Origin of the sequence: Niabella ginsenosidivorans (assembly GCF_001654455.1) — a bacterium.
GTDB classification, from domain to species: domain Bacteria; phylum Bacteroidota; class Bacteroidia; order Chitinophagales; family Chitinophagaceae; genus Niabella; species Niabella ginsenosidivorans.
Window position 1 is genome coordinate 710,476 of the sequence record NZ_CP015772.1, and the last position, 13,725, is coordinate 724,200.

Sequence of the window (13,725 nt, forward strand, 5' to 3'; positions counted from 1 at the left end):
GTCGAAACAGTATAAGATACGTAGCATGCCTCTTTCAGGTTAGTGTAAAAAAGGGCCGGATTCGCATCCAGCCCTTATATGTGAACTTGCCAGAAATTGTATTAGCGCATAAACAGCAATTCCCTGTATTTTGGTAAATACCATTCTTTGTCATCCACCAGCAGTTCCAGTTTATCTACATGATAACGGATCTGGTCAAAGAACTGTGCTTTTACCTGGCTTTCATATGCAATGGCTTTGGTTCGTGTATCTTCAATAGCATTGCATATTTTTCTTGCTTCAATCATCTTTTCTACCAGGTCACTGGCTTTGTTAATGTGCTCAGAGATCTTATCCAGGATCTGCTTTTGATTGGCATAAGCCGATTCCGGCAGGCCGGCTTCCTTCAGGCCACGGATATTCTGGCTCAGCAGGTTCTGGTAACGGATAGCAGGAGGAAGAATAACGCTGGTAGCCATTTCACCCATGATACGGCCTTCGATCTGTACTTTCTTGATGTATTTCTCTAATTCGATCTCGTGCCTTGCTTCCAGTTCAGAATGCGTATAAATGCCATTATCAACAAACAGCTTTGTATTCTTTTCGCTTACCATTGCATCCAGCGCAATAGGAGTGGTCTTTAAGTTGGGGAGCCCGCGCTTTTCCGCTTCTTTTTCCCAGGCTTCACTATAGCCATCACCTTCAAACAGGATCTTTTCGCTGGAAAGAATGTATTCGCGGATAATCTGCATAATAGCGATTTCTTTTTTCTCGCCTTTTTCGATCAGTGCATCTACTTCTTTCTTAAACTGTTTTAAGGTTTGGGCCATAATGGTATTTAAAACCGTCATGGGGCTGGCGCAGTTGGCAGAAGAACCCACGGCCCTCAACTCAAATTTATTGCCGGTGAAAGCAAAGGGAGAAGTACGGTTACGGTCGGTATTGTCCTGGAACAGTTCCGGGATGGTCTTATGAATGTCCAGCTTCAGCATGCTTTCATCCTGCTCATCCATTTTATCGGATACCCGCTCCTTTACTTCGTTCAGCACCTTGGTAAGGTATTCCCCGATGAATACGGAAATGATCGCAGGCGGCGCTTCGTTGGCTCCCAAACGGTGGTCGTTGGGGGCTGAAGCAATAGAGGCCCTTAATACATCTGCATAATCATGAACCGCCTTAATGGTATTTACAAAGAACGTCAGGAACATTAAGTTGGTCTTTGGCGTTTTGCCGGGGGCCAGCAGGTTTACGCCGGTATCTGTAGCCATGCTCCAGTTATTATGCTTACCGCTTCCGTTAATACCTGCAAACGGTTTTTCGTGAAACAGCGCCCTTAAGCCATGCCTTGGGGCAATACGGCTCATGGTATCCATCAGCAGCGTATTATGGTCTACCGCCAGGTTGATCTCTTCATAAATAGGAGCGCATTCAAATTGTGCAGGTGCTACCTCGTTATGCCTTGTGCGCAGCGGAATGCCCAGTTTATAGCACTCGTGCTCAAAATCGCGCATAAAAGCATAAACCCTTTCAGGGATCGCGCCAAAATAATGGTCTTCCAACTGCTGGTTCTTGGCAGAGTTATGCCCGTAAACGGTTCTGCCGGTCATTACAAGATCCGGGCGGGCATTAAAAAGCCCTTCATCCACTACAAAATATTCCTGCTCCCATCCCAGCGTAGCAGTAACCCGCTGTACATTGCGGTCAAAGTAATTGCAAACATCAACGGCTGCCTTGTTCAGCGCATCAATGGATTTTAATAAGGGCGCTTTATAATCTAAGGATTCGCCGGTATAAGAGATAAAAATAGTAGGAATGCAAAGTGTTCTGCCATAACCGATCTCCACAATAAAAGGAGGCGAGGATGGGTCCCATGCCGTATAGCCTCTTGCTTCAAAAGTAGCTCTCAGGCCGCCATTGGGGAAAGAAGAAGCATCAGGCTCCTGCTGGATCAGGGCGCCTCCGTCAAATTCTTCAATAGGAGTACCATCCCCTTTCAGCGTAAAGAAAGAGTCATGTTTTTCCGCAGTAGTTCCGGTTAAAGGCTGAAACCAGTGCGTGTAATGCGTTACACCCTTTGCTTCGGCCCATGCGCGCATACCGGTAGCGATCTGGTTGGCTACATTGCGGTCAATTTTCTGGCCGGCGTTAATAGATGCCTTAAGGCTTTTATAAGCTTCATCGCTTAAAAATTTCCGGGCAGTGACTAAATTAAAAACATGTGATCCGAAAACCTCGGTGATTTTTGGTGTGATCTTGCCCACATCCGTATTATAGGTATGCAGGTCAGAAATTGCGTTAAATCTTAATGACATTTAGAATAGTTTTTACAAAAATAAATGCAAAATTACATTTATGGAATATATATTTTATATTTTTTAATAAAATTGTTGATAGATTTTTAGTAAAAAATGAAAAAAGGGCTTTTGTGGGCTACAAAATATAATATATTAATTATTTTATATTTATTTTTTTGATTAGTTTTTGCCAATCAGTACAGCAAAGAACAGGGGCTATAATAAAAGGAAAAAGAAAGGCCCGGTACCGGACAACAGCGCCTATATTATTAACCGTATACCCGATCATCAGGAGCATGCTGATACAAAATGCCAGCAAAAACAGGCTGAAAGGCTGGTACTGTTTTTTTTGCTTTGGGAAAATAAGGCAAAGCACTATACAGCCCCAGGCAAGCAGGAGCTCTGTAAATGCAGGAACAATAATCAGTTTATTGATATCGCCGGGCAAAGGCCGGAACAGGGAAATGCCTGCTGCCTGGGGCAATAACTGTACAAAACCGGCAAAGTCTGGCTGCAGTTTCTTAACAGCTATTTCCGATTCTCCTCCCAGGTTCATAAAGGCTTCCTGTTTGCTCAATACAATAGCCGGCAGGTCAAGAGCAGGATCAATATATTTCAACATAAAAAAGCAGGCAATAGCCAGTATATAAACGGCTGTAAATATTTTTATACGTTGCCGGGGAAATTTTTGGGCAAGCAGCCAGCAGAACAGGGCAGGTAGCAGTACCATTAACACATGGTTTCTGAGCACAAACAGCAAAACCATCATGGCTGCTAAAATTAAATAAGCGGTAACGGGTTTTCTGTATTGCACCCGGAAGTAAAAGATATAAATAATAGCAGCCAGTGCAAGATAGGTAAGCCCGTCCTTATGCAAACCACTGGTCCAGTACAGGAAGGAGGGAGCCAGGAAACAGGCAATGATGAGTAAAAAGGACCTGCTGTTTAAATGGTGGCGCATAACTTTATAAACAGCCACAACACCAAAGAACGTGAGATAAGAATAGAACAGGGCATTGATGAAATAACTGCCAAAGCTGAAACAGTTAAAAAGGGATTCAATGCGGATAAAGCTGTTATCCTTTAGATTGTTCCAATAGGAGGACCGGGATGCAAAAAGCCCGGAAAACCCATTGCCATAAGGATCGTAAAAGAAGCTGGTAACGTACCGGATGGGGTTGGTCATTAATATCCGGGTTTCTTTGAGGCTTTCCTGGTACAGGCGCCAGGTATCTCCTCCCTGCCGCCAGAAAACCCATCCGTAAAGCAGCGCCGCAACAACTTTTAAAAGGAACAGCAGCACCAGCTGAAAGCGGGACAGGCCGCTGGACCTGAGGAAGCGGGTCTGGGTTATGGCCCAGGAAAATAAAAACAGATATAAGGCAAAAAGAACAATTTCCAACAAACGGCAATTTTTGATTGCAATGATAACCCATTAATAGCGAAAAGCCATAGAAGCAGGGTGGGCGCACAAGGTGAACGCATAAATCTGTAAACGATTATGTCACAGATTCACGAATCAATAAGATACGTTTTTTCTTTTAAAATGGGCACCAATAACGCCCAATGGCGCTTATTCGTTCATTCGGGACACTAATGCGCCAGGGTCGCCTGTTTGTGAATATTGAATTGCAGATTGCAGCGCCTGGTTATTCTGTTAGGATATTGAGGCATGCCTGTTTTGTGCGTGCGGATGACTACAGAAGGTTTATCCGTTATAATGGCAGTTGTTTTGTAAATTCGCTGCAATTTTAAAAAACGTCTAAATCAGCTATAAAAGAATAATGGAAATTACAGTAAAAACGGCAGAGCAGCTGCGCTTAACAAAAGAGGAATTTGAATTAATAAAACAAAAGTTAGGGCGCACGCCTAACTTTAATGAGTTATGTGCGTTTTCCGCTATGTGGAGCGAGCACTGCAGTTATAAAAATTCCATTAAATGGCTGAAAACGCTTCCGCGTGAGGGAGGCCGTATGCTGGTAGCTGCCGGTGAAGAAAATGCCGGTCTTATGGATATTGGCGATGGATTGGGCGTGGTATTTAAAATAGAATCGCACAACCATCCATCCGCGCTGGAACCGTTCCAGGGCGCGGCAACAGGCATGGGAGGCATTCACCGCGATATCTTTACTATGGGCGCCCGCCCCATTGCGGCGCTGAACTCCTTACGTTTTGGGAAACTGAACGAAGCAAGGACCCAGCACCTGCTGGCCGGGGTAGTGCACGGCATCGGCCATTATGGCAACTGTTTTGGAGTGCCAACGGTGGGTGGTGAAATTTATTTTGATCCCTGTTATCATACCAATCCCCTGGTAAATGCCATGAGCGTGGGCATTGTAAAAGCGGGAGAAACGGTTTCCGCCACTGCTGAAGGCACCGGCAATCCGGTGATTTTTGTAGGCAGCGCCACGGGTAAAGATGGCATTGGAGGCGCTTCTTTTGCTTCTGCCGACATTACTTCGGAAAGCGTGCAGGAACTGCCTGCGGTACAGGTAGGCGATCCCTTCCAGGAAAAGAAATTACTGGAAGCCTGCCTGGAAGTGATCCGGACAGGAGCCGTGGTGGGCATGCAGGATATGGGCGCCGCAGGCATCATTTGCTCTACTGCTGAAATGAGCGCCAAAGGCGGTGTGGGCATGCGCATTGATTTAGACAAAGTGCCTACAAGAATGGGAAACTCCACCGCTTCCGGAGGGGGCCGGGGGGAGGCTATGAAAGCCTGGGAACTGCTGTTAAGCGAAAGCCAGGAGCGGATGCTGCTGGTAGCTCAGAAAGGCAGGGAAGAAGAGGTAATAGCAGTGTTTGAAAAATGGGACCTGCCGGCCGCAGTGATCGGCGAGGTAACAGACAATGGCCTCCTGGATTTTTATATGAACGGGCAGATGGAAGCCTCCGTACCTGCAGATGAACTGGTACTGGGAGGAGGCGCTCCGCAATATGACCGGGAAACCAGAGTGCCTGCTTACCTGGAAAAGATCAAAGCTTTTGATGCGGCGGCAGTGAAAGAACCGGAAGATCTCAAAGCGGTGGCTGAGCAAATAGTAGCGTTGCCTTCTATTGCCTCCAAACGCTGGATCTATAATCAGTATGACAGCATGGTAGGAACGGTCAATACCTCTACCAATGCGCCCTCTGATGCTGCAGTTGTTACCATAAAAGGAACAAAGAAAGGACTGGGCGTTACAACAGACTGTAACAGCCGGTATGTGTATGCAGACCCTTATAAAGGGGCTATGATAGCGGTAAGCGAAGCCGCCAGGAACCTTGTCTGCAGCGGGGCCCAGCCGTTGGGAGTGACCAATTGCCTGAATTTTGGGAATCCGTACGACCCTGAGGTATACTGGCAGTTTGTAAATGCCATTAAAGGCATGGGCGATGCCTGCCGAAAGTTTGATACACCTGTTACCGGGGGAAATGTAAGCTTCTATAATCAGAATCCTGACGGACCGGTAAACCCCACCCCAACGATCGGTATGGTGGGACTGCTGGAAGATATCAATAATAAAATGACGCTCGACTTTAAAAACGAAGGCGCTGTTATTTATGTGCTGGGCAAACAACCGGAAGACCTGGGATGCTCGGAGTACCTGTATCATATACACGGCATTACTCATTCTGCCGCTCCATATTTTGAGCTGGAAGAAGAATTTGCGCTGCAACAATCCCTGGCTGAGCTGATCAGCAACCGGGTTATTTCATCGGCGCATGATGTCAGCGAAGGTGGTTTGCTGGTCACCCTGCTGGAAAGTGGCTTCAACCGTGATCTTGGATTTGCGATTACCACCAATGCCTCCCTGAGAAAAGATGCAGCATTGTTTGGCGAAGCGCAAAGCCGGGTGGTGGTAAGCGTTGCTGCTGAAAAGGCCGCGGAACTGGAACAGCAGGCCGGTGTTCCTTTTGAAAAAATAGGAACCGTTACATCCGGCGCCATTATCATAAACGGGGAAAACTGGGGATCAATAGCCGACTGGAAGCTGAGTTATGATACCGCTATTGAACAATATCTTTCCAGAGAAACGGCAGTGGAGGCTATGGGAGGATTATAAGCGGACATGAAGAGGCACTGCATACAAAGCTGTGGAAAGTCAATAACCAACTAACTTAATAAAACAGACACAAAATGCAAAGGGTAACTGTAACGCTGCTTGTTTTTTTATTGGGCGCTTTGCTGAATGTTGCTTGCGCACAGAAAAAAGGGAAAATTATAAAAGTGCCTTCAAAGCCGGAGATTGTTGAATTCCCCGTAGCGGAAATAAAGGTCTTTCAGGCTGTACCAGACAGCAGCTATTTGGGCTACGCTCAAAAGGGCCTGGCTAACAGTGTGGTGCGGGCTTATCCTGATGGACCTTTGACCCCGTTTATACAACGTTATTTTGATAACAGCATCCATTACTCATCCGATTCAGGAGCAAAGAAGTTTTTTATTGTTATTAAAGAGTTACGGATTAATGAACGGACCTTTGCAATGAAAGAACGGGCATATGCGAGATTGCAGGCAGATGCCTGGGTGGGTGCTGCTGCGGATAAATATTATCTTGCAGCATCGGTTGATACCTGCATTATGCATGGCGGAATGGACGTAACCGCTTCTCATGGCCGCAATATCGGAGACTTGCTGTTTCTGTTGATTCATAAAGCTGCCGCATCACCCGATACAGCCGGTGAACATACCCAGTTACTGACCATTGAGGAGGTGAGGCGAAAGGCAAACGAGCGGTTTACGGTACCTGTTTTACTTACAGATCATTATCAGAACGGAATTTACCTGACGTACAATGAATTCCTGCAAAATGCCCCTTCGGTACGTCATTATTCCACGCAATTTAATAAGAAGAAAGGGGCTCGTTTCTTTATTAAAGACAGCACTGGTAACGAGCAGGAAATCATCCCCTGGGGTCTTTGCAAAGACGATGAGCTTTATAAGTACAAAGAGCATAACCTCATTCCTATTGAGCGGGTAGCTAACGGTTTTTTCATTTCCTCCTATCTGGAAAATAAGCGGAGAAGGAATAACGCGGTTTTTTGGGGCGCTCTTGTTGGTGGAATTGCAGGAGGCGTTGCCGCAGGTGCCATTTCCGGCGGTCAGGTTACTTATATTGCTGTGCCCTATTATGGAGCTAATGTACAGGCATTTATGCAAACCAATATACCTGCATTGAAAAAGTCGCAGGCGGAGGCTTCTTCTGTTGATTTTTCTACGGGGGAGTTATATTTTTGAAAAATAGTTTATAATTATAAGTACAGTTGCGTTATGAATAGTAAAATAGCCATTATCGGCGGTGGCAACCTGGGTACCGCTATTGCACAGGGCCTTATCAAAAGCGATTTTTCGATTCCTTCAGATATCATCATTACTAAAAGGAATATATCCAGCTTAAAGGGAGAACTTCCTGCAGGTGTAAAAGTTTCTGACGACAATGTAAAAGCCGTTGTTGCAAGTAATATTATTATATTAGCCGTAAAACCCTTTCAGATAGCGGGGGTAATGGAAGCAATAGCTCCGGTGCTTACCAAAAAACAGGTACTGGTTTCCGTAATAACCGGTGTAACACTGTCGGATCTGAAAGAAATGGCAAAGATAGATCTGCCGGTTTTCAGGGCAATGCCGAATACGGCGGTGGCTATTGAGCAAAGCATGACCTGTGTCAGTTCTGATAATGCATCGGATAAGCAGGTGCAGCTGGTTACCAGAATGTTTTCAACCGTAGGAAAAGTGGTTACAATAGACGATAAGCTGATGGATGCGGCAACCGTACTGGGCGCCTGCGGAACGGCATATGCCATGCGCTATATCCGCGCCAATATACAGGCGGGTATTGAAATAGGCTTTGATGCAAAAACCGCCAACCTCATTGCCGCGCAAACGGTAAAAGGAGCAGCAGAATTATTGCTGAAGAATGGCAGCCATCCTGAACAGGAAATTGATAAAGTAACCACACCCAAAGGATGCACTATTGTAGGGCTGAATGAAATGGAGCACCGGGGTTTCAGCTCTTCTTTGATCCGGGGGGTCATTGCCAGCTATAAAAAAATAGCAAAAGACTGATTATTACTACGTATTATTAAAAATGATCAGTACGCCAATTTTTTATTATTCAGTTCCACATTAAAATTCACTTTTGCTCCTAAGGCATCAAAAACTTTTAAAATGGTTTCAAACCGTGCATTTTTTACACTGTTTTCAATTTTTGAAATTTGAGCTTTTTGCACTCCTACAAGATCGCCTAATTGCTCTTGTGTGAGGTTGCGTTCTTGTCTTGCTCGCTTTATGGCCAGCCCTAACAGGTCAATTCGCAACTCGTTTTCAAATGCCTCACGTTTTTCAGTACCACGTTTTCCAATGTGTTTGTCAATCATTGTGTCAATTGAAACCGTTTTGAATTTATTTGCCATAACTATTTATTTTTGTATTGTTGTTGAAACCTGCCTGCCGGTAGGCAAGGTATTGCTTCCTGATTTTTTCTGCTTTCCTGATTTCCTTTTGTGGAGTTTTCTGTGTCTTTTTTAAATACCGTGTGTCGCAATTACCAATGTCTCGTTTCTCTCCGTCTTGCCCAAAAAGAAAAGAGCCTGTATGCTTTATTATTGTACAACGTTCTGAATTCCCAAATGAAGACATTCAGTTTTTTGAATAGCTCATTGTCGTTTACGAATTGAGATTTTTTGATGTTGTAATAAATTTTCTCTCTTGCTTTGGCATCAATTTTTTCCAAAAACTCGATCGCTTCGGGCAATAACTCTATGTCAAAATTTGGCTTCATTCATAAATTTCCTTATTGGGAAACAATTATTCCGGTAATATTTTTGAGTCAGGATCCTGGCAAAGCTGGCGCTAACGGCCGGGAGCGCCGGTGCGAGATAATCCGTGGGGTCATTGGCAGCTATAAAAAAATAGCAAAGGATTAAATTGCTCCTTTGCTATTCAATATCCTAAAGTGTACTAACTATTTTTTAAAAACTTCCGCTGCCTTTTTAAAGGCCGCTGCCTGCTTTTGCAAATTATCTTTAGCCGCACCGGTTGCACTTGCAGCGGCCTGTGCTTTTGCCGCGCTCATATTTTCATACGCAGGTACCAGCTGGCTGGCAAATACATTTTCAATTTTTAAACGTTTTGCCGCAGCAGCAAGATCTTGTAATCCTTTTTCAGTGATCGCGGGGTTTTCATTTTTGAATAAGTACTCAATATAAGGCCCGATGACAGGGTAGGCCTTTGAAGGGGAAGCTGCTGCAGCCAGGGCTTCAGTAAAATGGTGCTGATATTCGTCCTTAGGATCTGCCCCATAAAACTGGAACAGGGCATTTTGTATGTGCTTTTTAGTGTCAGCATCCAGCTTGCTGATGGCTGCTGTGCCTGCCTGCGGATTTAATTTGGCCAGCCCGCCAATACTTGCTCCAATTACGTTGTATGATTTATCATTGATGCCCGCTTCCATTAAAGGCAGATATTCCGTATCTCCGGTTAGTGCCAGTTTGGTAATAGCCGCAGCCCGCGCCCGGGTTGCCTTATCTGTTTTTGCAATGTTTAGCAAGGCGGGGATGGCAGCGGCCTTAATTTCAGGATTTGCTAAATCCAGCGCTTCAATACTGGTGGCGCGGATCTCTCCATCAGCGTCCTTCAACATGGCCAGTAATAATTGCTGGGCTTTGTCGCTTTTATCATGACTTGCAAATTTTAAAGCATTGACACGGTTAGCAAAGGAAGGTGCATTTTTATACTGGAAAGTATAATCGTCAATGGTTTTATTTTCCTTTATTTCACCAACAATGATCTTGTCTGCATCAAAATCAATAAAGTCCGGTTTTGCGCTCATATCAAAACTAAAGTCCTGTTCTCTTTTGTTAATGAGGAGGGTTTTTGACACTTTATTCTTACCGGTATAAAGATCCACTTTTACCGGAAGGATAAAGGTCTGCACAGCATTGTCCTGTATTTGTTTTACATGAACTGTGGCTTTGCCGTTATTGTACCCGTATGTTACATCCAGTACCGGGTGACCGCCATAATACCACCACTGGTTGAAATACTGGCTCAGGTCACGCCCGCTTACCGCTTCCAGGGCAAGCCGTAATTGCTGCGGTTCTCCGTTTTGATAAGCATTGTCCTGCAAATACTTCTGCAGTCCTTTATAAAAGGCATCATCGCCCAACAGGTTCTTTAATGCATAAAGGATTATGGAACCTTTGGAATAGGTAACTGCGTCAAAAACATCTTCTTTATCATTATAATAATAACGTGCCAGCGCGGGGCTGATGCCGTTTTTGGTGCCCCGGAGATAAGCTGCTAATTTTTCATAACGGGAACGGTCTTCTCCCTCTTTTCCTTTATCATGGCCATTCCAGATGATCTCTCCAAAGGTGGCAAAACTTTCGTTCATCGTAAGGTTGCTCCAGCTTTCAGCCGTTACATAATCGCCAAACCACTGATGAAAAAGCTCATGTGCAATGGTTCCCTCTTCATTGCCATCCAGCAGTTCCCTGTCTGTTTTTTGAATGTGCTCCCCATGCAGGGTGGCAGTGGTATTTTCCATGGCGCCGGAAACATAATCCCGCACAACCACCTGTGCATATTTTACCCAGGGAAAATCAACCCCTAATGTTTTACTGTAAAAACGGATCATCTCGGGTGTTTTACCAAATATCTGTTTTGCATAAGGCGCATATTTGGGTTCCAGGTAATAATTGATCTCCTTTCCTTTCCAGGGCATGTCTTTATAGATCTTAAAATCACCGATGGCCATCATGAACAGGTAGGGAGAATGAGGCTGATCCATCTTCCAGGTATCTGTACGCGTTCCGTCACCATTGTTTTTCTGCGCCATCAGCTTCCCGTTGGAAAGGGTGGTGTATTTGCCCGGAACGGTCATGGATATTTCATCTGTTGTTTTCTGGTTGGGCTTGTCAATGGTGGGGAACCACACTGAGTTGGATTCCGTTTCGCCCTGTGTCCATATTTGCACGGGTTTATTTTTATCCGTTCCGTCAGGATTGATAAAATACAATCCTTTTGCATCGGTTATGGCGGCACTTCCCTTCACCTTTAATTCATCGGGTTTGGCGGTATATTCAATATAAAGGGTATATTTTTCATCACGTGTGTATGATTTGTTTAACCGTATGTGCAGCTGTTCTTCGTCATAGGTATATTTCAAAGGCGTTGTGGTTTTCCCGTTTACCAGTGCAACGGTTTTAATGTCCATGCCTTTTGCATCCAGCGTCAGGCTGTCGGTAGGATAGAACTGGGGTTTTAAGGTTACCCATTCTTTACCGTATAAATACCTTTTACCATAGTCAAAACGTACATCCAGCTTGGTGTGCACCAGGTCATTGATCTTTGTAGGCGTGGCCCTGTAAACTGAATCCACGCCGGGGGGAATGGTTTCTGTGACCTGTGCTTTTAAAGGCTGCAAACCAGCGGCAGTTGCCGTTGCAATAGCCATACATATTGTCAGAAAATACTTATTCATGTATAAAAATTTGGTGCGAAAATAATAATGAAGGCCAATTTGTGCCAGGAAATTCTTAATAAGAGTGTGTTTTTTAACAGCTTGCTCCGGTAAATGTTCCGGGATAAAAAATGTTATGCACCATGCGTTTTTATAAATATGAAAAATCCTATCTTTGCATGACCTCTCAAAGTTTTTCATTGGATTTTATTGGTCACAACAGCTTTTTTACTTTCCGGAGATAAAAATGGGGTTGGATTTGTTGAAACAGGTTGAGTTTTTTTGTGAAAATGATTCTTGTTAACGAGTAATTTATTGATTTTAATATATCATTATGGCTAAGTATGTATTTGTGACCGGTGGAGTTTCCTCCTCGTTGGGTAAGGGTATTATTGCAGCATCGCTGGCAAAATTGTTACAGGCAAGAGGCCTGCGGGTTACTATACAAAAGTTTGATCCTTATATTAATATTGACCCGGGCACTTTAAACCCGTATGAGCATGGAGAATGCTACGTAACGGAAGATGGTGCAGAAACTGACCTGGACCTGGGGCATTATGAGCGCTTCCTGAATATTTTTACTTCCCAGGCTAATAATGTGACCACAGGTCGTATTTATCAAACGGTTATCAACAAGGAGCGCGAAGGTGCTTACCTGGGCAAGACGGTGCAGGTAGTACCACATATCACTAATGAGATCAAACGCCGGATGATGGAGCTGGGCACTACCGGCCAGTATGATGTGGTCATTACAGAAATCGGCGGTACCATTGGCGATATTGAAAGCCTGCCTTTTGTGGAAGCGATCCGTCAGTTGCAATGGGAACTGCCGGATGAAGATACCGTGGTGATCCACCTGACGCTGATTCCTTACCTGAAAGCCGCAAAGGAACTGAAAACCAAGCCCACACAGCATAGTGTGCGCATGCTGAGCCAGGAAGGCGTGCGCCCGGATATCATTGTCTGCAGAACGGAGAAACCGCTGACGCCGGAGCTGCGCCGCAAAATTGCATTGTTCTGTAACGTGCGCCAGGAGGCGGTTATTGAATCGGCCGATCAATCTACCATTTATGAAGTGCCGATGGCCATGCTGCGGGAAAAGCTGGATCTTACCGTGTTAAAGATCATGGGCATTACCGAATACCATGAACCGGAACTAAACAAATGGCGCACTTTTTTAGATAAGCTGAAATATCCGAAATCCATTATCCGCATCGGGCTGATCGGCAAATACCTGGAGCTGCAGGATGCTTACAAATCCATCCTGGAGGCATTTGTGCATGCCGGTGCCGTTAATGAATGCCAGGTGCAGATCGTAAATGTGCATAGTGAATACATTACCCCTGAAAATGTAGCAGAGAAATTAAGCGGGCTTGATGGCCTGCTGGTTGCCCCGGGTTTTGGTTTAAGGGGGATTGAAGGAAAGATCACGGCGGTAAAATATGCACGTGAGGACGGGTTGCCGTTCTTTGGTATTTGCCTGGGTATGCAGATGGCTGCTATTGAGTACGCGCGCAATGTATTGGGCCTGGCCGGAGCCAATTCCACGGAAATGGATGAGCATGCTGAAGATCCTGTGATTGACCTGATGGAGAGCCAGAAAAATGTAACGGAAAAAGGCGGCACCATGCGTTTGGGCGCCTATGACTGCGATTTAAAGGAGGGGACTTTAGCGGCTGCGATCTATGGCACGCAGCACATCAGTGAGCGGCACCGCCATCGTTGGGAGTTTAACAATAAATACCTGGAAGCGTTTGAAAAAGCCGGGATGGTTGCCAGCGGTAAAAACCCGGAGAGTGGTCTGGTAGAAGTGATTGAGCTGCCCACACACCCGTTTTTTATAGGCGTTCAGTTTCACCCCGAGCTGAAGAGCACGGTTGAAAACCCGCACCCCATTTTTGTAAAGTTTGTAGAAGCCGCGTTAAACTATGCTGCAGAGCATAATGTTACTGTAAAGAAAAGCGATACAGTAAATGTTGATTTATAATTGGTTATAATATTTTTTCAAT

Annotated in this window: 9 protein-coding genes; 4 read left to right on the plus strand and 5 right to left on the minus strand. The window is 45.0% G+C overall.

Annotated features, from left to right (window positions below):
* Positions 1 to 101: 101 nt before the first annotated feature.
* Together A8C56_RS03070 and A8C56_RS03075 are read right to left on the minus strand one after the other, a co-directional pair.
* Positions 102 to 2,291 (minus strand): glutamine synthetase III family protein, encoded by a 2,190-nt coding sequence (locus A8C56_RS03070; protein ID WP_067751913.1) that lies wholly within the window; start codon positions 2,289 to 2,291, stop codon positions 102 to 104.
* Between the two features lie 139 nt (positions 2,292 to 2,430).
* On the minus strand, positions 2,431 to 3,678 hold the full coding sequence (locus A8C56_RS03075; protein WP_157097859.1) for a hypothetical protein: 1,248 nt from the start codon (positions 3,676 to 3,678) through the stop codon (positions 2,431 to 2,433).
* A 379-nt stretch (positions 3,679 to 4,057) separates the two neighbouring features.
* Between A8C56_RS03075 and purL the strand changes: the two genes are divergently transcribed.
* The 3 genes from purL to proC all read left to right on the plus strand — a co-directional run bounded on the left by purL (position 4,058) and on the right by proC (position 8,319).
* Positions 4,058 to 6,319 carry a phosphoribosylformylglycinamidine synthase subunit PurL gene (purL, locus tag A8C56_RS03080; RefSeq protein WP_067751919.1) on the plus strand — a complete coding sequence of 754 codons (2,262 nt, stop codon included), beginning with the start codon at positions 4,058 to 4,060 and terminating at the stop codon, positions 6,317 to 6,319.
* Between the two features lie 74 nt (positions 6,320 to 6,393).
* Positions 6,394 to 7,491, plus strand: coding sequence for a hypothetical protein (locus A8C56_RS03085; RefSeq protein ID WP_067751922.1), 1,098 nt, complete (start codon positions 6,394 to 6,396; stop codon positions 7,489 to 7,491).
* Between the two features lie 33 nt (positions 7,492 to 7,524).
* On the plus strand, positions 7,525 to 8,319 hold the full coding sequence (proC, locus tag A8C56_RS03090; protein ID WP_067751925.1) for a pyrroline-5-carboxylate reductase: 795 nt from the start codon (positions 7,525 to 7,527) through the stop codon (positions 8,317 to 8,319).
* A gap of 26 nt (positions 8,320 to 8,345) precedes the next feature.
* Here the strand turns inward: proC and A8C56_RS03095 are convergent, their stop codons facing one another.
* From A8C56_RS03095 to A8C56_RS03105, 3 genes are all read right to left on the minus strand, one after another.
* Entirely contained in the window at positions 8,346 to 8,666 is a 321-nt protein-coding gene (locus A8C56_RS03095) for a helix-turn-helix domain-containing protein (protein ID WP_067751929.1), read from the minus strand.
* A 131-nt stretch (positions 8,667 to 8,797) separates the two neighbouring features.
* Positions 8,798 to 9,034, minus strand: coding sequence for a type II toxin-antitoxin system RelE/ParE family toxin (locus A8C56_RS24935; RefSeq protein ID WP_245645723.1), 237 nt, complete (start codon positions 9,032 to 9,034; stop codon positions 8,798 to 8,800).
* 183 nt (positions 9,035 to 9,217) lie between these two features.
* Positions 9,218 to 11,737 (minus strand): M1 family aminopeptidase, encoded by a 2,520-nt coding sequence (locus A8C56_RS03105; RefSeq protein ID WP_071609365.1) that lies wholly within the window; start codon positions 11,735 to 11,737, stop codon positions 9,218 to 9,220.
* Positions 11,738 to 12,050: 313 nt separating this feature from the next.
* Between A8C56_RS03105 and A8C56_RS03110 the strand changes: the two genes are divergently transcribed.
* On the plus strand, positions 12,051 to 13,703 hold the full coding sequence (locus tag A8C56_RS03110; RefSeq protein WP_067751935.1) for a CTP synthase: 1,653 nt from the start codon (positions 12,051 to 12,053) through the stop codon (positions 13,701 to 13,703).
* Positions 13,704 to 13,725 lie beyond the last annotated feature (22 nt).

Excerpts from the sequence above, each read along its gene's own strand:
- A8C56_RS03085 (WP_067751922.1), top strand. The coding sequence starts at position 6,394 with ATGCAAAGGGTAACTGTAACGCTGCTTGTTTTTTTATTGGGCGCTTTG.
- A8C56_RS03095 (WP_067751929.1), bottom strand. The coding sequence starts at position 8,666 with ATGGCAAATAAATTCAAAACGGTTTCAATTGACACAATGATTGACAAA.
- purL (WP_067751919.1), top strand. The coding sequence starts at position 4,058 with ATGGAAATTACAGTAAAAACGGCAGAGCAGCTGCGCTTAACAAAAGAG.
- proC (WP_067751925.1), top strand. The coding sequence starts at position 7,525 with ATGAATAGTAAAATAGCCATTATCGGCGGTGGCAACCTGGGTACCGCT.
- A8C56_RS24935 (WP_245645723.1), bottom strand. The coding sequence starts at position 9,034 with ATGAAGCCAAATTTTGACATAGAGTTATTGCCCGAAGCGATCGAGTTT.
- A8C56_RS03110 (WP_067751935.1), top strand. The coding sequence starts at position 12,051 with ATGGCTAAGTATGTATTTGTGACCGGTGGAGTTTCCTCCTCGTTGGGT.
- A8C56_RS03105 (WP_071609365.1), bottom strand. The coding sequence starts at position 11,737 with ATGAATAAGTATTTTCTGACAATATGTATGGCTATTGCAACGGCAACT.
- A8C56_RS03070 (WP_067751913.1), bottom strand. The coding sequence starts at position 2,291 with ATGTCATTAAGATTTAACGCAATTTCTGACCTGCATACCTATAATACG.